16 protein-coding genes are annotated in these 20,342 nt (G+C 65.2%); 5 read left to right on the forward strand and 11 right to left on the reverse strand.

Going from position 1 to position 20,342, the window contains the following annotated elements; genetic code table 11:
- Positions 1-64: 64 nt before the first annotated feature.
- Genes U0034_RS28405 through U0034_RS28415 form a run of 3 tightly spaced genes read right to left on the reverse strand, consistent with a single transcriptional unit; the run spans position 65 to position 4,114 of the window.
- Positions 65-2,287, reverse strand: a complete 2,223-nt coding sequence (locus U0034_RS28405; RefSeq protein WP_085227384.1) for a xanthine dehydrogenase family protein molybdopterin-binding subunit — start codon at positions 2,285-2,287, stop codon at positions 65-67.
- On the reverse strand, positions 2,284-3,330 hold the full coding sequence (locus U0034_RS28410; RefSeq protein ID WP_085227383.1) for an FAD binding domain-containing protein: 1,047 nt from the start codon (positions 3,328-3,330) through the stop codon (positions 2,284-2,286). Before U0034_RS28410 ends, U0034_RS28405 begins: the two co-directional genes overlap by 4 nt.
- Before the next feature lie 49 nt (positions 3,331-3,379).
- The gene (locus tag U0034_RS28415) at positions 3,380-4,114 is read right to left on the reverse strand and encodes a 2Fe-2S iron-sulfur cluster-binding protein (protein ID WP_085227382.1); all 735 of its coding nucleotides are present in this window, start codon (positions 4,112-4,114) and stop codon (positions 3,380-3,382) included.
- Between the two features lie 314 nt (positions 4,115-4,428).
- On the opposite strand from U0034_RS28415, the gene U0034_RS28420 reads away from it, so the two are divergent.
- On the forward strand, positions 4,429-5,520 hold the full coding sequence (locus tag U0034_RS28420; protein WP_085227381.1) for a zinc-binding dehydrogenase: 1,092 nt from the start codon (positions 4,429-4,431) through the stop codon (positions 5,518-5,520).
- Between the two features lie 59 nt (positions 5,521-5,579).
- Here U0034_RS28420 and U0034_RS28425 read toward each other — a convergent pair whose 3' ends face one another.
- Entirely contained in the window at positions 5,580-6,875 is a 1,296-nt protein-coding gene (locus tag U0034_RS28425) for an aspartate carbamoyltransferase (RefSeq protein WP_085227380.1), read from the reverse strand.
- 258 nt (positions 6,876-7,133) lie between these two features.
- Positions 7,134-7,346 (reverse strand): 30S ribosomal protein S21, encoded by a 213-nt coding sequence (gene rpsU, locus U0034_RS28430; protein WP_085227379.1) that lies wholly within the window; start codon positions 7,344-7,346, stop codon positions 7,134-7,136.
- A gap of 605 nt (positions 7,347-7,951) precedes the next feature.
- On the opposite strand from rpsU, the gene U0034_RS28435 reads away from it, so the two are divergent.
- Positions 7,952-8,155 carry a cold-shock protein gene (locus tag U0034_RS28435; RefSeq protein ID WP_085227377.1) on the forward strand — a complete coding sequence of 68 codons (204 nt, stop codon included), beginning with the start codon at positions 7,952-7,954 and terminating at the stop codon, positions 8,153-8,155.
- A gap of 159 nt (positions 8,156-8,314) precedes the next feature.
- Positions 8,315-8,626, forward strand: a complete 312-nt coding sequence (locus U0034_RS28440; RefSeq protein ID WP_386092349.1) for a hypothetical protein — start codon at positions 8,315-8,317, stop codon at positions 8,624-8,626.
- 44 nt (positions 8,627-8,670) lie between these two features.
- Here U0034_RS28440 and U0034_RS28445 read toward each other — a convergent pair whose 3' ends face one another.
- Positions 8,671-8,910, reverse strand: coding sequence for a hypothetical protein (locus U0034_RS28445; RefSeq protein WP_085227376.1), 240 nt, complete (start codon positions 8,908-8,910; stop codon positions 8,671-8,673).
- 61 nt (positions 8,911-8,971) lie between these two features.
- Positions 8,972-9,280, reverse strand: coding sequence for a hypothetical protein (locus tag U0034_RS28450; RefSeq protein WP_085227375.1), 309 nt, complete (start codon positions 9,278-9,280; stop codon positions 8,972-8,974).
- Positions 9,281-9,593: 313 nt separating this feature from the next.
- Here U0034_RS28450 and U0034_RS28455 point away from each other — a divergent pair, with 313 nt between their 5' ends.
- Positions 9,594-10,721, forward strand: a complete 1,128-nt coding sequence (locus U0034_RS28455; RefSeq protein WP_233211885.1) for a bactofilin family protein — start codon at positions 9,594-9,596, stop codon at positions 10,719-10,721.
- Between the two features lie 154 nt (positions 10,722-10,875).
- A complete protein-coding gene (locus U0034_RS28460; RefSeq protein WP_085227669.1) occupies positions 10,876-11,277 on the forward strand; it encodes a RidA family protein in 402 nt (133 codons plus the stop codon).
- A 34-nt stretch (positions 11,278-11,311) separates the two neighbouring features.
- Here U0034_RS28460 and U0034_RS28465 read toward each other — a convergent pair whose 3' ends face one another.
- The 4 genes from U0034_RS28465 to ptsP form a co-directional block, all read right to left on the reverse strand.
- A complete protein-coding gene (locus U0034_RS28465) occupies positions 11,312-11,743 on the reverse strand; it encodes a hypothetical protein (RefSeq protein WP_085227374.1) in 432 nt (143 codons plus the stop codon).
- Between the two features lie 26 nt (positions 11,744-11,769).
- Positions 11,770-12,237, reverse strand: a complete 468-nt coding sequence (locus U0034_RS28470) for a YaiI/YqxD family protein (RefSeq protein ID WP_085227373.1) — start codon at positions 12,235-12,237, stop codon at positions 11,770-11,772.
- Between the two features lie 90 nt (positions 12,238-12,327).
- The gene (locus tag U0034_RS28475) at positions 12,328-17,208 is read right to left on the reverse strand and encodes an AvrE-family type 3 secretion system effector (RefSeq protein WP_139831150.1); all 4,881 of its coding nucleotides are present in this window, start codon (positions 17,206-17,208) and stop codon (positions 12,328-12,330) included.
- A 538-nt stretch (positions 17,209-17,746) separates the two neighbouring features.
- Positions 17,747-20,299, reverse strand: a complete 2,553-nt coding sequence (gene ptsP, locus U0034_RS28480) for a phosphoenolpyruvate--protein phosphotransferase (RefSeq protein WP_085227371.1) — start codon at positions 20,297-20,299, stop codon at positions 17,747-17,749.
- Positions 20,300-20,342: the final 43 nt, after the last annotated feature.

Here is a 20,342-nt window from a genome sequence, read left to right on the forward strand (position 1 = left end):
GCAAAAGGAGAAGTGGCGCAAGCGTGCCGTCGATTGTGCGGTGCGAGGAGCGACACCGCAAGCGTCAGACCGTCGCCCGCGTCATCAACTTATCGAGCGTGATAGGCAGATCGCGTACGCGCACGCCTGTGGCGTGGTAGACCGCATTCGCCACCGCCGCGGCTACGCCGGTAATGCCGATCTCGCCGATGCCGCGTGCGCCGAGCACGTTGAACTGATAATCCGGGACATCGAGCACGGTTATGTCGATCGTGCCGATATCCGCGTTCACCGGCACGTGATATTCGGCAAGGTTGGCGTTCACGAAGCGCCCGTAGCGTGCGTCGAGCACGCTCTCTTCCTCGAGCGCGGCGCCGATGCCCCACACGATGCCCCCCATCAGCTGGCTTCGGCCGGTCTTCGCGTTGAGCAGACGGCCCACGTCGTAGACGGCGACCACGCGCGGCACGCGAACGACCGCAAGATCCGCATCGACGTGGGCCTCCACGAATACGGCGCCGAACGAATCGAATGCGAAGCGCTCATGTTCGCTGCCGCTGCGCGCCGTTGCGCTGGCCTCGATCGGGCGCGAGCCGGCGCGCGCGAGGATCGCAGCTGCGGGGTCGCGCTGCGTGGGACGCACGCGGCTCACCACCCAGCCGTCGACGACGGTCAATTCGTCGGCCGGCATGCCGTGCAGCGGCGAGCCCTCGTCGGCGCGCGCCAGCTCGATGAGTTTCGCGCGCGCGGCGCTGGCAGCTTCGTACACCGCCGGTGCGACGCTTGCGACCGATTGCGACCCGCCCGACACCGGCGCGTGCGGCAGCGTCGAATCGCCCAGAGCGAACCGCACGCGCTCGAGCGGGAAGCCCAGTGCATCGGCGGCTACCTGCGTCATGACGGTGTAGGTGCCCGTGCCGATGTCCTGCGTTCCCGAGACAACGGTGGCCGTGCCGTCGGGCAGGATCTGCGCCATGGCCGATGCCTCGCTGCGGCGGGCGGGGTACGTGGCCGTGGCCATGCCGAGACCGACGAACGTGTTGCCCTCGCGCAGCGAACGCGGGGTGGGCGGGCGCCGGCTCCAGCCGAAATGGTCCGCTCCCACGCGATAGCATTCGCGCAACTGCTTGCTCGACCAAGGTTTGCCTTCCTGCCCCGAGACATCGGCATGGTTCTTCAGACGCAACTCGACCGGGTCCATCTTCAGGGCATACGCGAGCTCGTCCATTGCCGATTCGAGCGCGAACGAGCCCGTGGCTTCTCCTGGGGCGCGCATGAACGTGGGTGTGCCGACGTTCAACGACACGAGGCGATGTGTCGTGACCAGATTCGGCACCGCGTAGAGCATGCGCGTGACCACACCGCAGGTCTCGGTCCAGTCCTCCATCGTGGACGTGTTCGCATGCGTGTCGTGACGCAAGGCCGTGATCGTGCCGTCCGCTCGCGCGCCCACCGCGATGCGTTGCTCCGTGCGCGGGCGCCCTCCCACGGAGCCGAACATCTGAGGGCGCGTGAGGGCGAGTCGCACGGGGCGTCCCACCTCGCGGGCGGCCATCGCGCATAGCACCACGTGCGACCAGACGGAGCCCTTGCAGCCGAACCCGCCGCCGACGAAAGGCGATATCACGCGGACGTGTTCGGCCGGCATGCCGAGCAGCGTGGCCACCGCGCGCTGGGCGTTGCTCACACCCTGCGTGGTGTCGTACAGCGTGAGTTGCGGGCCGTCCCACAATGCCAGCACCGCGTGAGGCTCCATGGGATTGTGATGCTCCATCGGCGTGGTGTAGAGCCCATCCACGCGTAGGCGTGCCGCACGCATAGCCGCATCGAAGTCGCCGCGCTTCGTGTCGGCGGGCCCGCCGATCATCGAGGCGGGTGCGTGCGAACCCGCCTTGCCGCGAACGAAATCGAGTGCGGGCGCGGCCTGCGTATAGGTCACGCGCAGCAGCTCGGCCGCATGCGTTGCGCGTTCGAGCGTATCGGCAACCACCACGGCGATCGGCTCGTTGTCGTAATGGACCTCGTCGTCCTGAAGCAGCGACAAGCGCCGCAAGGCGGGCGGTGCCACCTTCGCCTGGCCCTCTGCGGGCAAGCGTGGCGCATTGCGCGAGGTCATGACGAAGAGCACGCCGGGTGCTGCCTCGGCGCGCGCTGCATCGATGGCGGCCACCCGGCCGCGCGGTATCGTGCTCGTGACGAGCACCGCATGCGCGAGCTTGCCGGCTGGAAATTCGGCGGCGTATTGAGCCTGTCCCGTGACCTTGAGCACACCGTCGATGCGATCGAGCGGCTGACCGACTATGTTCATGCGACGACTCCCGTAGCGCCGGCGGCACCGCGGCCGGCGGCCAAGTTGACGGCCCGGACGATCGCCCGTTCGGCGAGCGCGACCTTGAAGCGATTTTCGCGTAGCGGGTGCGCTTGACGCAGCTCGGCCGCCGCTGCTTCGCGCAAGGCTGCGTCCGTGAGCGGCCTGCCTTTGAGCATCCGCTCGGCGAGCGTCGCCCGCCAGGGCTTGTGCGCCACCCCGCCCAGCGCGATGCGCACGTTCGAGGGCACCTGTGCGCCGTCGAGCGCGAGTGCCGCTGCCACCGAGACGAGGGCGAACGCGTAGCTCGCGCGATCGCGGATCTTCAGGTAGTGGACATGGTCGGAGAATTGCGGCGCGGGCAGATGAACAGCCGTGATGAGTTCGCCGGCCACGAGCGTCGTATCGAGATCGGGGCGCTCGCCGGGCAGTCGATGAAACTCGGCAAACGGAATGGCACGCTCTCCGCCCGCGCCCGCGCCCGCGCCCGCGCCCGCGCCCGCGACGTGCACGCTGGCATCGAGCGCGGCCAGCGCGACGCTCATGTCGGACGGATTGACGGCGATGCACTGGGCGCTGGCTCCGAGGATCGCGTGCGTGCGGTTGTGGCCGTCGATGGCGGCGCATCCGCTGCCGGGCAGGCGCTTGTTGCATTGCGCGAACGCGATGTCGTAGAAGTACGGGCAGCGCGTGCGCTGCATGAGATTGCCGCCGATCGTCGCCATGTTGCGCAACTGTGCCGAAGCGCCCGCGAGCAAGGCTTGGGAGAGCAGCGGGTAGCGCTCTCGCACGAGTGCGTGATTGGCCGCATCGCTGTTGCGGACAAGGGCGCCGATGCGCAGCCCGCCATCGGGCAGGGTTTCGATCAAGTCGAGCCCGCCGCCCACGTGCGTGATGTCGACGAGCTTGGCTGGCCGGGCCACGCCGCCTTTCATGAGATCGACGAGGTTCGTGCCGCCGCCGATGAACATCGCGCCCGGCTCGCCGCCCGCGCGCAATGCGCCGGCGAGATCGGTCGCGCGTTCGTACGAGATCGCTTCCATCGGGGGTCCTTGCCAGAATCGTTGAGCGGGCGCCGGCGTGCCGGCGCATTCAAGTGCCGCGGGTGCGGCGCTGGGCCGCCGCGACGGCGGCGACAATGTTCGGATAGGCACCGCACCGGCACAGATTGCCGCTCATGCGTTCGCGGATTTCGGCCGCACTCAGTTGGGGCGGGCGCCGCCGTACGTCGCCCGTGGCCACGCTGGCGGTACCCTCGGCGAACTCGTCGAGCAGCGCCGTGGCCGAGCACAACTGCCCCGGCGTGCAATAGCCGCACTGAAACGCATCGTGCTCGATGAACGCCTGCTGAATCGGGCTCAGCGCATCGCCGTGGGCGAGGCCTTCGACGGTCGTGATCGACTCGCCTTCGTGCATGACGGCAAGCGTGAGGCAGGCGTTGATCCGGCGGCCATTCGCGAGCACCGTGCATGCGCCGCATTGGCCGCGATCGCAGCCCTTTTTGGTGCCGGCGAGACCTGCGTAGTCGCGCAGCGCGTCTAGCAGCGTCACGCGCGGCTCGAGTTGCAGCACATAGGGTCTGGCATTGATCGTGAGCTTGACGGGGCGCGAAGGCGCGGCGCGCACGGCGGGGGGAGCGCTGCGCAACGGCGCGGTGGTCTGGTTCATGGGGGATTCCTCGGCCCGCAGATGCGGCGTTGTTCCGAGCGCGACCGCCGCGGCCGATTGGAGGAATCGGCGGCGTGCAGGGGAAGCGGTATGCTGCGGTTCGATATCGGCTGCGGGTGCTCGATCGCGCTCGCGCTCGGAAAAAGGCGGTTTCGACATGACGGTCGCTTCTCCGTTGATCGATGCGACCGCATCGCATTCGCTTGCGCTCGCAACAGTATCGGATGCGAGCAAGCGCGGTGCCTGAACGGCCGCTTGAAAGCGGAAAATGAATGCCCCGGCTCATTGAACGCCGAGTCGAACCCCGTGTACGGTGGGTGTGGACAGGCGCCGAATGACGGGTATCCGTAGCGACATCGATCGGTATCGTCGGGCACGCATATGTCGGTTATGCTCGTCGGCGCGCCAGCCGGCGCCGTGCTGTTGCTTGCCTCGTGCAGACTTGCCCGAGCGCTCATCCGACGGGAGAAAAAATGAAAGCGTGGATGCTCGACGAACCGGGGCGACCGCTCGCGTTGCGCGATGTCCCGACCCCTGCGCCGCGACGCGGCGCAGTGCTGGTGAGAATGGAGGCCGTGCCGCTGCTGAGCTATACGCGCAGCTACGTTCAAGGCCGATTGCCGTACGCGTATCCACCCTGTCCGTTTTCGCCGGGAACGAACGGCATCGGCCGCATCGAAGCCGTTGGCGAATGCGTGCACGCATTCGAGCCTGGTCAGCGCGTTCTCGTGAGCCCTTATTGGGTCAGCGACGAGGCCGTGCCCGAACCGCCGCAGGCGTTGCTTGGATTGACGGCCGTCGGGGCCGGCGGCACACGTCTGCTCGAGGAGTTTGCGCATGGCACGTGGCGCGAGCTGGCCGAGTTCCCGGCCGCCACGCTGGTGCCGCTCGCCGGACTGAGCGCGCACTCGCCCGAGCGTCTGACCACCTTGGCGAAGTTCGCGGTGCCCTTTGGCGGCTTGCGCCGGGGGCGATTGGCGGCCGGCGAGACGGTAGCCGTGAACGGAGCGGGCGGCGCGTTCGGCTCGGCCGCGGTGCTCGATGCGCTGGCGCTCGGGGCGCGCCGTGTCGTCGCAACCGCACGTAACGCGCAGCGCCTCGCGCGCATCGTCGAACTCGGCGGCAACCGGGTGGTGCCGGTGTCGTTGTCAGGCGAGGTCGACCGCGACACGGCCGCGATTCGCGACGCGGCGCAAGGCGGCATCGATCTCGCATTCGACATGGTCGGTCAGGCGCGCGACCCGAATTCGACGCTTGCCGCGCTCAAGAGCTTGCGCCGCGGCGGCAGGTTGGTGCTGATGGGCAGCATGCAGGTGCCGCTGCCCGTGCCGTACGGTGAGTTGCTGAGCAACAACTGGGAGTTGATCGGCCACTTCATGTACACGCGTGCCGATTACCTCGCACTCGTGGCGTTGGCCGCTTCGGGGCAATTACCGCTCGACGCCGTGGACGTGCGTGTGTTTGCGTTCGCCGATATGGAGGCCGCGATCGATGCCGCCTCGGACGCGGGCGCTTTGCAAAGCGTTGTTGTGAGTGCCGGAGCGCGCGGCGGCTGGAGCCTTTGACGGCCTGCCGCCAGCACGTGTGGGCGAGCCCGTTCCGGCGATGGTTTTACTGCCGGCGTTCAATCGATCCCGTGAAAGACCGCGTCGTCGGGGCCCAGGTACGTGGGCGGCCTCCACGCCGCGTCGCGCATCGAATGCTGAACTTGATTCTCGACGCCTAGCAGCACGGCGAAGATGGCCATGCGAACGGGAATGCCGTTGTCCGTCTGCCGGAAGATTGCAAGCCGAGGGTCGTGATTGAGATCGGTGCTGAGATCGTTGGCGCCGGGCCGGCTGTCGCGCGGCAGCGGATGCATGATCAGCGTATCGCGCCCGCAGACGCTATCGACGAGTGCCTGATTGATCTGGAAGTCGGGCGTGTAACCTTCGAACGATTCGTCGGTGAAGCGTTCCTTCTGAATGCGCGTGGCATAGACGACGTCGGCGCCGCGCAGGCCCGCCGCCAGCTCGCTCGTTTGCTCGACCACGTGCCCGTTGCGCGAAATCTGATCGACGATGTATTGCGGCATCTCGAGCGCGCGCGGCGATATCAGCGTGAATTTCACGCCGCGATACAACGCGAGCAGCTTCACGAGCGAATGCACGGTGCGGCCGTATTTGAGATCGCCGACGAGTGCGATATGCGCTTCGTCGACGATCTTGCCAAGCCGTGAAAACTCCCGCTGAATCGTGTAGAGATCGAGCAACGCCTGGCTCGGATGCTCGCCGGGGCCATCGCCGCCATTGATGACGGGCAGATTCGTCGCGCGTGCGAATTCGGCCACGGACCCTTGCTCGGGGTGTCGCACGACGAGCGCGTCGACATAGCCGCTGATCACACGGCTCGTATCGTAAATTGATTCACCTTTTGCCATCGACGAAAACGTGAAGCCGGTCGTGTCGCAAACGGAGCCTCCGAGGCGGCAGAAGGCCGCGCCGAACGATACACGCGTGCGCGTGCTTGCTTCGAAGAAGAGGTTGCCGAGCACGGCGCCTTCTAGAACGCGCGAGATTTTCTTGCGCCGGGCTATCGGCTGCATGATGTCGGCCACGCGAAAGAGCGCCTCCACCGCTTCGCGCGAGGAGAACTGGTCGACGGAAACCAACTGTGGCCGGCCCTCGAACAGGATTTGGCTCGAAAGCGGCGAGGGCTCTACGCTGTGCGTATATTTGTCGCTGGGCTGTCCGCGCTCGACGATCTCTCGGACGAAGCGTTCCACGATCTCGGGCATCGTGCGGGACTCCTGGGAGTCGTCGGGCAGCAGCCATGTGTCCAATGCGCGGCGGCTCACCCCGATACGCGTGGCGAACGCGTCCCGAGTCATATTCATGCGGCGCATCGCATCGCGCAGGAACGCCTGCTGGGGCACATTCATCGGAAGCCTCGCTTCGAAATAGGGGTATATACGCGGTGCGTATACTACGTCGAATGCGAGAGAAGTCAAGTTGCGGCGGCGGCCGAAGGGCGCGGAGCACAGCGGTGGCGCGGCTGCTTGGACGGCGCGCGCCGTGGAGAGCGAGCGACGTGGTTGCCGATACTGCCGATACGCCGCTATCTGCGGCCGATGGGCCGCTGCCGCCGTGGGCCGGCAAGCGGGCCCACTCGCGGCGGTGACGAATGTGGCGCTACCGGCTCAATAAAGCTTCTTCGGCGGGGATGCGCGTTTGATCTGCTTGCGCAACCGCGCGACTGCCGCCGCTTTTTTCCGCTTGCGCTTCGCGGTGGGGGTTTCGTACGTCATTCTGGCCCGCAGTTCCTTGATAAGGCCCGTGTTCTCTATAGTGCGCCGAAAGCGCCGCAGCGCGACTTCGACCGGTTCGTTCGGCTTCAGTGTGACAGTAGTCAATCTTTCTCCTGGTGATGCGATCCGGGCGGCCGAAACGGGGCAGCATCGAGCGCCTTTTCAAACGGCCGGTGGCGCGATGGATCGGCTGAATACCTTCGACGGCTTGCGCTGTATCGCCGTCGAAGCGGTAAGTGGACAGTGAGGAAATGCGGGCTGGAGCAGCGGGCCTTCGGCTCAGGCGTTCTCTGTTCTCGAGCCTGGTCTTCTCGGCCCTGGTCTTCCGCCTTTGGCGCCCAAGAATGAATTTCGCGCCGCGGCATCGGGCAGTCGAGCGTCCCAACGATGCGGCGCCCGACAGCAGCAACCTTGGCACTATACGCCTGATGGCCATTCCGGTATCGCGCTTCTTTCTCCACTTCCCGGCAGATCGCCGGCGGCCTCCGATCGTTTCCCGCTGTTACATCAATTTCGTTGAAATCGATTGACGCCTTCGAGCCAGCCGCGTATCGTTAGCGGTGAAGTATTCAGGAAGTCCAATTGGTGCTCGTCTCTTGTCCGCCATTTGCGCGGAGTTCGCTGTCCCCGGTGTTCTCTTTCTCCCCCTTGAAACTTCCCCGTTTCCATGCGACGCGGGCGTGATCAATTTATTTTTTGAGGTATCCATCATGGAAACCGGTACGGTCAAGTGGTTCAACGAAAGCAAGGGTTTCGGCTTCATTACGCCTGATGGCGGTGGCGCGGATCTGTTTGCGCATTTTTCCGAGATTTCGGCTGACGGCTTCAGAACGTTGACCGAGAACCAGAAGGTCAGCTTCGAAACGAAGCGCGGCCCGAAGGGTCTGCAGGCAACGAACATCAAGCCGCTGTAAGCTTAAGCGGCGTCCACAGCCTCTCGGCGTTGGACGCCGTTCGCTCTCGTTGGTGCGCCGGCGGGTTCTTGCCCGCCGCTCTGAGGTCTCTACGATGTCCTGGGCCTCGTCCGAGGTCTAAGCCGTAGTCCGCTCGCCCTTGATCCAGGGCTCCCCCTTTTGATCGAACGCATCGGCGCCTTCCACGGAGGCGGGCCGTCTTTTATTGCGTTCACCTATTCGTTTTTTCATTCTCTACAGGAAACAATGCAAATTCTTGCCACCCGGCATTACCGCGGTTACGCGGTCTCGCCGTCTGCGCACGCGCTACCCGACGGCTACTTCTCGTCGAACCTGAAGTTGACTCGCTCCGGTATCGCTGCACATCCCGCGTTTTACGAGTTTTACTCGCTCGGATACTTCGACAACGAAGCCGACGCCTTGGGTCATTCCGACCGCTGGGCGCAAGATTGGATCGATACGCGCGGCTGAAGCGCCGGTATCGAAGATCGCCGGCGTGCTTCGGCTCCCCTCGATCAGGCGTTCAACTGCGCCATGATCTTTCCAGCCTCGCGGTCCGACTCGCAACTCTGCATGCCGCGCTCGCGAAGCAGCGAACGTATCGACATGAACATCAAAAACGCATCGGTATGAACCTCGTGGCGCTGATCGCGAATCACGCGCTCCAGTTCCGCCTCGGCTCCCGAAGGCAGGTAACGGTCCACCAGTTCGCCGCCATCGTTCTTGATCCACTCCAATAAATCATCCCTGCGCATTCGAAACCTCCAGTGTTGCCGGCCCACGTCGCGCCGGTGACAAGTGTCGGGGGGGCTGCGGCTACGCAGCCGGAACTTCCGATTCGCTGTCGAGTACGCTCGCGCTCGACGGACACGCGTCGATGAGGTGCTCCGCATAAGCCATCGAGGCGCGTCGCGCGTCGCCCGCGCTCTGGAACGGCTTGCTGGCAGCGAGCCGGAAAACACGGCTGCGCGGGGCATCGGACGAGTCCTTTGGCTCCTGGATACGCACGGCCGCATCGAATCCTTCGTCGTAGTTGCGTGTGCGCCCGGGTTCCGTGGCGCGATGCGGATAGACCAGCGGATAAACTTCGAGCCCGCGGTAAAGGTGAAAACCGGTAGTTGTCATAAAGCCTCCGAAGCCGTCTTATCACGCGGCAAGACGGAGAAAAAAGAAATACTTGCGAATTCCGTGCCGGCGCGAGCACTTGCGTTGTTCGACCGTTGGCGGAGAACGTGCTCGATGACACCGAGATGTGCTACGCGGGAGAGGACAGGGCGACGAAGAAACTCGTCACGGGTCGATCGACCGTTTCATGCTACGCCTGTGGCAGGATTTGTACAGCGAAAGATTTTTGGGTTTCGCGGGAACATTTCTTCATGCGCGAATGTAAATCGAACAGACGGGTCTCGATACGCGAGCGCACACAAGGAGCACGATCATGCACCGGATTGCCATCGTATCCCTCGCATTGCTTGTTGCATTGTCCAACGTTGCCGCCGCAGCCGGGCACGAGGAACGGAGCTTCGCCCGCGAACTGGGCGGCGACCGCTTTGCCGCTGGCGGCAGCATCGAGATCGAGCAACCGGTGTCCGGCGACGCAATCGCGGCAGGCCGTGCGGTCGTGCTCTCGTCGAAGGTGGCTGGCGATGCGGTGCTCGCCGGGCGCAACGTCCTCGTCGATGGCGATACCGGCCAGAACCTCTACGCGGCAGGCAGCGAACTCGTCGTGAACGCTGCGATCGGCCGCAATGCCCGCATTGCGGGCCGCAGAGTCGACATAAGCCGGGGCGCGCGCGTGGCGGGCAACGTGAGTGCAGCCGGTGGGCAGATCAACGTGCTCGGCGACATCGAAGGCTACCTCGAGGCGGCAGGCGGCCGCATCTACATTGACGGCAAGGTGGGCGGCGACGTGGAGGCGCGCGGGCGCGAAGTGGTCCTCGGGCCGAACGCGCGAGTGGCCGGCGCGGTGCACTATCGCAGCCCGAACCGGATCGTGCAGCATCCGCAAGCCGTCGTGAGCGGCGGTATCGAGCGAACGATGACGCATCGTGCCGCGGCACCTGCGCGTGCGTGGTATCGGGTCGGACATTGGATCTGGACGATCGGGCTGATGGTGCTTGCCGCCGTGCTGATCGCAGCATTCCCGGGCTTTTGCGCGCGCGTGTCCGAGAGAGCCGGCAGACGCTTTCTCGTGAATTTGCTGCTGGCGTTCGTCGTGATCGTGTGTACGCCCGTTGCCGGGATTGCGCTGCTCGTGACCGGGATCGGCGCGCCGCTCGGCATCGTGGTGCTGCTGATATATCCCGCGCTGCTCCTCGTCGGCTATGCAAGCGCGGGCGTTGCGCTCGGCGACGCAGTGCTGCATCGCGTCAGGCCGCTGAACGCGGCGCTCAAAGGGTGGCGAATCGTATTTGCCGCCCTGGCTGTGCTCGTGCTTTCGCTGCTGGTGCGTGCTCCGTGGATAGGCGGCGCCGTTGCTGCGATCACGTTGCTCGCAGGAGTAGGGGCGCTCACGTTTCATGGATGGGCTGCGGCTTGCGGGCGAAAGCCGGCTGCCACCGTGTAAAGCGGCCGCCTTGCCGAACGCAGCGGAAGCTTTCTTCGCGGCAGGCGTGACGGACGTGCTTTACGCTGTCACCACGCGTGCGCCACGGGCGCTCGGTTCCTCGAATACCATGCCCAGCAGCCGGCTGGGGATCTTACTGTATGGAGCCGCATTCATGGCTGATGATCATCGTTCGCAGCAGCCCACGCATCCGGCCACGCGCGCTCTGGCTGCGCCGGGCGGGCACTATAGCCATGTCACGGTGGCGAACGGCTTCGTTTTCGTCTCAGGCCAACTGCCCATTACCGCGGATGGCGCGAAACTGACCGACCGGTCCTTCGCCGAGCAGGCCGAACAGGTGCTGCGCAACGTCGAGCATGCGGTGCTCGCCGCGGGCAGCGGCATCGATCGACTGGTGCAGGTTCGCGTCTATCTGGACGACATCGGCAATTGGCCTGAATTCAACCGCATCTATGCGGCCTGGGCCGGGGAAGCGCGTCCTTCGAGAGCGGTCGTTCCAACCGCAGCGCTGCACTTCGGGTTGAAGGTCGAGGTGGAAGCGGTCGCGGTGCTATGACCGCCAGCCGCCCGATCGGATAACGGCGTGGCCCTCAACGGTATGTCGTTTTGGACGATTGCAGCTTCGTCAACACCCCCCCTTTGAGTCGAAACCAGCCTTGCGAGGTTTGCATCACGGCCTCGTCGGCCTGCCAGAATACGCGCTTGATCGTCATGCGCTTGCCCGCCCGCTGCACGAGCGGCGGACGGCGGCGAAAGTCGTACAACACCGGGCCGAAATCGGTCTGCACGAGCGTGCGCATGACGGTGCCGCTTGCATTGCCATCGTCGTCGAAGTGTGTGAGCGAGGAAGCGGCGAAGCGATCGAAGATCTGCGTGTCGAGCGTCCCCACGAAATCGCGATCTGCACGCGCGAATTGCAGCGCGCCCGAGGGCGTGGCGAGGGGGCCCGGCGCGTTGCTCTGCGCCTGTACGCAAGTGGCAAAAGAGGCGGCTGCCAGCGCACCGAGGAAGAGTCGTCTCATGTTTATGGTGGATTCCTGAGCGGGGGTCACGTGCCGGCTACCGGCGGCTTGCAATACCGCGCGAGAAAGCGATCGAGTTGACCGGCGAACGCCTTGCTGTCCTGTGGCGTGTAAGGCGCGGGCCCGCCGGTGGCCACGCCGGAGTTACGGAGCTGATCCATTACCTCGCGCATCGTCAGGCGCTCCCGGATATTCTCGGCGGTGAACCAGCTTCCGCGCGGGTCGAGGACATGGCCGCCCTTGTCCAGAACGGCGGCGGCCAGCGGGATGTCCGCCGTAATGACGAGATCGCCTTGCGTCACCAGTTCGACGATGCGATTGTCGGCGGCGTCGATGCCCACCGGCACCTGCAGCGCCTTGATGAAGCGGGAAGGCGGCGTGCGCAAGTACTGGCTCGCAACGAGCGTGATGCACACTTCGACACGCCGCGCGGCCCGAAAGAGGATGTCCTTCACTGCAACCGGGCAGGCATCCGCGTCAACCAGCACTTGCATTGCAATACGTCCGAAAAGGGTGGCAGGCAGTCATCTTACCGCGGGCGAGCGCGGCGATGGTTCGGCCGGCGCGCGCCGCGTGACAGATCGCTACCGGGTTCGCGAAGCAAACGGTTTTGCCGCGCGTCCGTCCCGCCGCAGGGTGGGGTGCGACTGCGAGCGCCTCAATTGAGGCAGATCCGGTGCTTGTGGCGGCAGTGACCCGACCATGGGGCGCACGGGGTGGATGTCCGCGCGAGCAAACGGTTGCAGCAGCGGCTGGTCCCGCGCGGCGCGCTGCGCGCCCGGCAGCAGATCGCAGCCGATGATGCTTCCGTCGAGGCCGTAGCGCAGATGCGCCTCCGCGGTAAACAGCGAGCGCGATGTCTCGGCGCTGTCGTTGAACGCCAGCACCGGCAGCGGATTGATCGACAGCGCGCTGCGATTGGTGTCGCTGTCTTTGGCGCAGATCTCCGTGAGGCGGTAGGGCGCCGGCATCGTGCGCGCCAGCACGTTCAATTCTTCCCATGACATCGTGCCTTCGAGCATTTGCCGGTTGACAGCGTTGATGTAGCCGGGGTCCATCTGGAATACGAAGCGCGTGTCGTTTGTCCCTTCGAGCCTGGCCATTGCCCGCATGGCGTTATCCAGGCCTGGAATCGATTCGCGCGCGCGGACGGACGACTCCATGACCGGCCCGAGCGAACGGTGCGCCTTGCTGCTCTTTTGGCCTTTTTTCAATGCGTCGACGTTCGGAATGTTGATTTCGATTTTTGCGCCCGGCAGCAACATCGCGCGTCCCCGCTCGGCGAGCGCATCCTGCAACAGCATTTGCTCCGCGCGATGCACAAACGCAGCACGCTCGTGCTCGCTACTGGCGCTCCAGGTCGTGCGGGCATCTTCGAGCATTGCTGGAATGAGGTCCTTGAACTTGGGCCCCCCCATGTGCCCGATCGCATGAGACGGGAACACCGTCTTCGCGAGCTCGGCGAGCTGCTGCCACTCTTCCGGCGGCACGGGCGTTGCCGTTTTCCAGTCCAGGGTTCGCTTGAAGCTTTCGACGCCCGACCACTCCACGCTCGCGCCTATCAGCGTGACGTTGAGCGAGCGCAGCACCAGCGTGAATGCGTCGCTCACATGCGGCAAAAGCCCGCCCTGCTCGACGAGCGATGCGAAGGCATTGGCGGTCCAGCCGCTTCCTCCCTGATATTCGTAGCCCGAGATCGGCTCCCATGCGTGCTGCAACTTCAGGAGGAAGTCGCGCGCGGTCCAACTGACGTTGCCGCCCAGAAAGCCGCGTTGCAGCCCGGTTTGCTGGAATGCGTGCGCCGCGTTGCCGGCAGGCGGCCCGAACGCGGGGATCGGATCGCCGTATCCCGCAAGCCCCCCCACGGTCGCGCCGACAGTGATTTGTTTCTCTTGCATATCGAGGCCGATTGCCCCGCTGTTGATGCCGAGTTCCAGTACGCGGCCCGGATCTTCGTTGGCGTCGCACAGCCGGCGGCAGAATTCGTCGATGGCATTGGGCTGGACCAGCATGGCTGCGCCTTTCCCGTGCATCAGACCCGCTGTTCCCTGGATTTGCCCTTGGGCGCGCGTACCCAGCACCCGATTGAGCGGCTTGAAGTCGAGGCCGAATCCGCTGCCGGTGGCCACGCTCTTGACCGATTGACGCACGAAAAATGCAACGAGCGGTCCCTCGTTCAGTTGGTCGGCCGTTCGTTCGACGCCTACCATGGTTGTCCGGTCGATCCCGAGGGTCGTAAAGCCCCATGCACCGGCACGCGTGAATACGGCACCGGACGCCGTGGCGCCCACCGACGCGCCCCTCGATTCGATGCCGAACAACGTCGAGCGGTTGCTGAGTCCCTTCATGGCCTCGGCGAGTTTCACGGCCACTTCATCCGTGTGGCGCACGTCCTCGATCGCCAGGCTCTCCTTCAGCTTGCGAGCCAACGGCGCACGCGGTTTGGCGATTTCTTTGCGGAACGACTGCACGACTTCCCAATGCGCTTCCGCATCCTGCCAGCCGCTGAAGCCGAGCCGCGCAAGGCGCAGGATTTTGTCGCCGGATACCTCGCGTTTCAGTGCCGCGGCAGCGGCCGTGGGGTCCATATCGACTTCCGCGTTGCCAGCCCGTCCCTTGGCATCGTCCGTTGCAACGAGCCGCGTTGCGCGTTCGAACGTAAGCAGATGACGGCCGATGGCCCCGGCGGTGATCGCGGCGTCATGGCGATTGTCGCGCGGCAAGGAAAGGTCCGCGTCCGGCACCGTCAAGCCATGATCGCGAAGCTGCTGCATCAGCGACAGCACACGACGCATGCGACCGAGTTCCGCGCCGGAAAAGATCGGTGCATCGGTACTCGTGCCCTCGGTTGACGCGCGCCGCGCATTCGCCTCGGCGCGCGCGGTTGCCTCGGCGAACCAGGCGATCATCCGCGGCAGCAGGTCGTGCGGGTCCGGCTCCACCGAGCCCGCCGCCCGCCGGCGTTTTTCCGCCTTCGCGGTAAGGCTGAGGTCGGGACCGAGCACGCCTGCGCGCACTCCGATGCGCTGCAGCTCGGCTAGCATGCCCGCCAGCGCATCGTCACGCAGCGATGCGCACGTTTGTTCCTCGGCCTCGATGAGCGCAGGCCGAACGAAGGTGTCCGCTTGTGCCGCCGGCGGCAGCGGAAAATGGCCGCTCGCGAGCAGGCGGTCGAGCGCTTCATGAATGGTGCGCATTGCGCTGTATTCGGCCGCCATATCCTCGCGTCCGTCCCGTTCCTCGCGAATGCGCGCGATTGCCCCCTTTGGCGCGCTCAGCACGCGCTCGGCATGACCGAGCGCCGCCGAGAAACGGCTCTTTCCCCACTCGGTGACCCCGCCGCGAGTCTGGCTGACCGTTGCGAACGCACCCGTGCCGGGAATGCGAATCCGCTTTGGCGCCGCATCGACCAACGCCGTCGATACCGGCACCTCGTCCGGCCCGATCGCCTGTAGCCGGTAGGCGTCCCCGTTGCCGACAGGGGGCAGGAGGCGATACAGCTTGCGCTCGCCGCCGGGTTTGTCGACCGCCAGTTGCAGCGTGCCCAGATTCGAGATCGACAGATGCAGCGGATCGTCCCACGACACATTGATTCTGCAGTTGACCCACGAGGCCGATTGCCTGTCGAATCGGAACAGCGTGGGCATCCTCGGTGCATCGCCATGCCGCAAGGGGCCACGAGCGAGGGCGAACAGCTGATCGCCGTCGCCGGCAACCGCGATCTGCTGGATCCGTGCACGGCCGGGCAATGCGGGCAATGGTTGGGGCTGCGAGCCGGGTGCGGTACGAACGACGCTACGGTTGCCCGAGAGGTGATAGGCGACGTCTTTGCCGTCGACGGCGAAATCGAGCATCGGTGTGTCCGTCTGTGCAATCGCGGTAATGCGATTCACATGTCGTTGCGCGGGCAATGCGACCAGGCTGCCGCCCGCGCGCGCCGGCAGGCGGGCCAACGCCCCCCCCAGATCCAGCTTGAGTATTCGAGCGCGGCCGTCGCGGTCCTGTTGACGTGCGTAGATGGACTTCGCATCGCTCAACCCGGCCGGCCCGAGCTTCAGATCGACGAGATCGGGCACGCGCCGGCCGTCCGCCATCAACAGCGGTTGCCAACCGAGCTCGCCTTCCCGGGTATGAACATGCCCGTCTTCGGAAATCCCCAGCGAGATGCCGTTGCCGTAGTCGACCACGTTCGACATGGGCTCCTCCTCCAGGCCCCGGTCGTTGATCAGCAACAGCGGCTGTTCCACATGGAATTGGGGCTTCCAGGCTTCACCGTCCCATACGGCCGTCACGCGTTGTCCGTTGCTGCTCGAAAACACCGCATGGAGCGCTGCCGTCTGCCCTTCGCGATCGGGAGCCATGGTCAACGCATCGGTGCGCCAGCCTTCGCGGGCGGCCGGCTGATGCATCGGATTCGGAAGCCGGCGCGCAACGATCTGCCCGGAACGATTGTTTGAACCACGTAGATCGGCTTGATAAAGGTGCCCCGCACCGTCGCGCAGGAACGCCGTGTTGCCGTCCGGCGCCAGTTGAAAATCGATGGCACGAGCCCGCTCGGCGGGCTTGGCGGGGTTACCCAGCTCGATCGGTTCGAATGCGGCGCGGCCGTCGGAAAGCTGCAGCGCGATGGTGCAGGGGGCTGCGCCAGGCTGGTCGGGCCTGCATAGTCTTCCGCCTGAATCGAGCGCCCATCGCGCGCCATTCGGCCCGACGCATACGGCCGAATATGGGCCGCCGTCGTGCAGACGATGCGCTTCGATACCATGGGCACCGAGCTTCAGCAGCATCGACCCCGCTCGAGCCCATGCGTGCCCGTCGAGCTGCCGTCCGATCAACTCGATCGGACCGTGTTCGTCCGCGGCTGTCCGTACAGGTTCCCATTCGTTGCGCGTCGCGTCCCATCGATACAGCTTGCCGTGATGGGCGCGCCACAATCCGCCGTCGGCGGACCCGCTCACGCCCGCAAGGAGGCCGATGGGCGGCGGGGTCGACAGATCGCCGGCTGCATGGTGCGGTGCAAGCCCCACGATGGGAATTGCCGTGCCCACTGTTCCCAACCAGTGTGGTGGGCCGTCCTTGTGAAAGATCGTATAGCCGTGAGTGGCGTCGTTCCATGCGAGGCCGGTCACCGGACGTTGCTTGTTGTTGAGTTCTCGCTCCAGGCGGCGTGCCTGTTCGCGCGAAAAAGAGGGGTGCAGCGGCCGTACGCGCAGTTTCCCGCCCTCGAGCTTCAGGTCGAACGACGGCCTGGCGCGCGAATGTTCGTGCAAGCGCTGCGCGCGGGCGTCGGCAGGCGCCGATACGCGGTGTTTGCCCGCGCGCGGATGGCGGATCGAGTCGAAGAGCCGCTGCAGGCTGCCGCGCGGCGCAGCTTTTGCATTGCCCGCCTGCCGTACACCGTCTTGCTCGCGAGCGCGCAGTTGCTCGACGATGATTGCCGTGCGCGGCTTTGCAGGGCGAAGCATGCTGTGCTCGGTAGCCGCAGGCTTTTTCGATTCTTTCGATGCGCGTACGGTGAAACAACTGCTGATTATATTGCTCAGTTTCATAACGGTCTCGATAAAAAATTTCAACAGAGAAACGAAAAGGCGGCACCCGATTTAAAGCCGAGCGGGGCGCGCTACAAGCGCAACTTCGATCGGAAAAAGCTAAGGGCATGCGCTCGCGGCACCCACGGCCACCGGTGTTCGGTGGCTTGGGGCCGGGGGCGGGCGACGGTCGGTCCACGAGTGTGAAAACAGCTATTGCAAGCGGATTCGCGTGAACGTTTTATTCAGTATTGGAGCGAAATATAAATTTCGGTGTCTGGATTTTTATGGATTCGGAATAAAAACGGATCGATCGGTTTTTGGGATTTTATTGAGGATTTATTCGGGGTTTGTTTGGGGTTTATTCGAGGCTTATTCTGCGGTCCAGGGTTAATCAATACGGCGTGCTTGAAACCGCCTCGGTTCGCTTGTTTGCCCCATGCGCGCGAGTGGATCCCGCCCATACGGGGCCCATTCAACGCGCGATAGCCGCGCGCACCTGTGCCGCGGTGCCGAGCTTCAGCACGCGCGTGGCCAGCTCGCGGCACTCACCGAAATCCAGAGCCGCCAACCTCGCCTTGACGGCAGCGATGGCGGGGATGCTCACGGACAGTTCGTTGACGCCGAGGCCGACGAGCACCGGTGTCGCGGCCAGATCGGAAGCCATCGCGCCGCATACGCCCACCCACTTGCCGTGCGCATGCGCGCCGGACACCGTCAGGTCGATCATGTTCAACACGGCGGGATGCAGCATGTCGATGCGCGATGCCAGTTTTGCGTTGCCGCGGTCGATCGCGAGCGTATATTGCGCAAGATCGTTGGTGCCGATCGAAAAGAAGTCCACTTCGCGCGCAAGCGCCTCCATGATCGCGACGGCGGAAGGCACTTCCACCATGACGCCGATCTTTACCGGGTGGGCATACCGTTGCTGCTCCTCCCTCAAAATCCGCTTGGCCGCCACGACTTCGTCGAGATCCGAGACCATCGGGAACATCACATGAAGGTTTCCGCCCGGCGCCGCGCGCAGCATGGCCCGCAATTGGCTTCGAAAGAGATCGGGGTAGGCGAGGCTCACGCGAATACCGCGCAGGCCCAGGAACGGATTGCTCTCCTTTGGCAGGGGCAGATAGCGAAGCGGCTTGTCTCCGCCCACATCGAGCGTGCGGACGATGCACTTGCGCTGTGGCCCGAGTGCGTCCATCACGGCACCATACGCGGCACACTGTTCGTCTTCATCGGGAGCTTCCATCCGGTCTTCGAACAAGAACTCGGAGCGCAGCAGCCCGACCCCCTCGGCGCCCGCCGCCACGGCTGCTTGCGCATCGGCAGCATCGCGGACATTGGCGACGACTTCGACACGATGTCCGTCGCGCGTGGCGCCGGCCCGATGGGCCGCTTGTGCATGGACCCGGGCGGTTGCGGCCGCATCGGCCATCCGTTGCTCGACGTCGGCCAGCATCGCTGCATCAGGCTCGATCTGCAGCGTGCCGGCAGTCCCGTCGAGCACGGCGCGCGTGCCGTTGCTGAGCGACAGGACCGATACATCGATGCCGCATATTGCAGGAATGCCCATCGATCGAGCGAGAATCGCCACGTGGCTCGTTGGGCCGCCCGATATGGTACAGAGGCCAACGACGCGCGTCCGGTCGAGCGACACGGTATCCGACGGCGTCAGATCCGCGGCTACGACGATCGACCGCTCCGGCATCGACGAGGCGACACGGCGCACGCTGTTCAGCAAGGACATCACACGCATGCCGACGTCGCGCACGTCGAGCGCGCGCTCGCGCACGGTCGGATGCGGGTTGGCAGCCAACCATCCTGCCACCGATTCGTAGGCACGATGCCAGGCGGCGGGCGCACTCGCGCCACCGCGCAGTGCGGTGATCGCACCGCCGAGCAGCGCAGGATCGTCGAGCAGCGCGAGATGCGCATGCATGATCTCGCTCTCGGCGGTGTCGGCGTCGCAGCCTGTCGCGCCGAGTGCCTCGATTTGCTCGGCCGCAAGCCGCAGCGCAGTCAGAAGACGCGCGTTTTCTTCGTTGAACGAGCCTCCCGTTTCGCTGAACGCGAGGTCCGGCGCACGCCATTGCACGATCTGGCCAACCACGAGCCCGGTAGATGCGGGTACACCCGTGAGCCGTCCGTCGGCCGGCGGCAGCGCGCGGGCGACGGTTGGCTCCGCCGCTACGGCGGCACTCGCCGGTGGTGGCACGCTCTCGTCCACCGCCAGGACGGCGCCGTCTCCGACTCGCTCGCCGCAGCCGTCGCGCAGCAATCGCTCCAAGGTAGCGATCGCGCGCGCGGCGTCGGCACCGCGCGCCCGCACGCGCACGACGTCGCCGTACCGCGTCGCGAGTGCGAGCACGTCGATTGCCGATTTTGCGTCGGCGTCGGCCATGCCGCACGACAGCACGATGTGCGCGTCGTGGCGTCGGGCTTCCCTGGCCAGCACCGCGGCGGGCCGCGCATGCAGGCCCGACGGGTTGCGCAGCGTCACGAACTGCGAGTCGATCCATTCGCCGTCCTGAGGCGCCTCCGTGTAGGCTGGCGCATCCGCGGCGAGATGCAGCGTCATCAGGACGCTCCTGCCTGCTTCGACGGCCCCGGACATCTTTTCGATCGATATCGCCTCGTCGTCGAGCACGATGACTTCCGTCAGCGTGCTCGTCGCGCGGGCTGCCACGTAGGCGCAGTCGAAGCGCACCAGCGGCTGGCCGGCACGCAGATCGTCGCCTTGTTCGACGAGGACATCGAAGCCGTCGCCGTTGAGCATGACCGTATCGATGCCTACGTGCACCATGAGCTTCACGCCCGATGAATGCTCGATAACCACGGCGTGCCGCGACGCATGCAATTCGATCACGCGTCCGTCGATGGGCGCGAGCACGAGATCCGACCGTGGGTCGATCGCGAGCCCGTCGCCGACGATCTTCTCTGCGAATGCCGGATCGGGAACGTCCTCGATGGGCACGATGGAGCCGGACAGCGGGGCCAATACGCTTACTCGCGTTTGCTGAGTCGACATATGCCACTCCTGGAAATGGAAACGATGAGAGTCAGGTCGATGG

The organism is Trinickia caryophylli, assembly GCF_034424545.1.
GTDB lineage: Bacteria > Pseudomonadota > Gammaproteobacteria > Burkholderiales > Burkholderiaceae > Trinickia > Trinickia caryophylli.

Coding starts and splice junctions, on each gene's coding strand:
- U0034_RS28405 (WP_085227384.1), bottom strand. CDS start 2,287: ATGAACATAGTCGGTCAGCCGCTCGATCGCATCGACGGTGTGCTCAAG.
- U0034_RS28410 (WP_085227383.1), bottom strand. CDS start 3,330: ATGGAAGCGATCTCGTACGAACGCGCGACCGATCTCGCCGGCGCATTG.
- U0034_RS28415 (WP_085227382.1), bottom strand. CDS start 4,114: ATGTCGAAACCGCCTTTTTCCGAGCGCGAGCGCGATCGAGCACCCGCA.
- U0034_RS28420 (WP_085227381.1), top strand. CDS start 4,429: ATGAAAGCGTGGATGCTCGACGAACCGGGGCGACCGCTCGCGTTGCGC.
- U0034_RS28425 (WP_085227380.1), bottom strand. CDS start 6,875: ATGAATGTGCCCCAGCAGGCGTTCCTGCGCGATGCGATGCGCCGCATG.
- U0034_RS28435 (WP_085227377.1), top strand. CDS start 7,952: ATGGAAACCGGTACGGTCAAGTGGTTCAACGAAAGCAAGGGTTTCGGC.
- U0034_RS28445 (WP_085227376.1), bottom strand. CDS start 8,910: ATGCGCAGGGATGATTTATTGGAGTGGATCAAGAACGATGGCGGCGAA.
- U0034_RS28450 (WP_085227375.1), bottom strand. CDS start 9,280: ATGACAACTACCGGTTTTCACCTTTACCGCGGGCTCGAAGTTTATCCG.
- U0034_RS28455 (WP_233211885.1), top strand. CDS start 9,594: ATGCACCGGATTGCCATCGTATCCCTCGCATTGCTTGTTGCATTGTCC.
- U0034_RS28460 (WP_085227669.1), top strand. CDS start 10,876: ATGGCTGATGATCATCGTTCGCAGCAGCCCACGCATCCGGCCACGCGC.
- U0034_RS28465 (WP_085227374.1), bottom strand. CDS start 11,743: ATGAGACGACTCTTCCTCGGTGCGCTGGCAGCCGCCTCTTTTGCCACT.
- U0034_RS28470 (WP_085227373.1), bottom strand. CDS start 12,237: ATGCAAGTGCTGGTTGACGCGGATGCCTGCCCGGTTGCAGTGAAGGAC.
- U0034_RS28475 (WP_139831150.1), bottom strand. CDS start 17,208: ATGCTTCGCCCTGCAAAGCCGCGCACGGCAATCATCGTCGAGCAACTG.
- ptsP (WP_085227371.1), bottom strand. CDS start 20,299: ATGTCGACTCAGCAAACGCGAGTAAGCGTATTGGCCCCGCTGTCCGGC.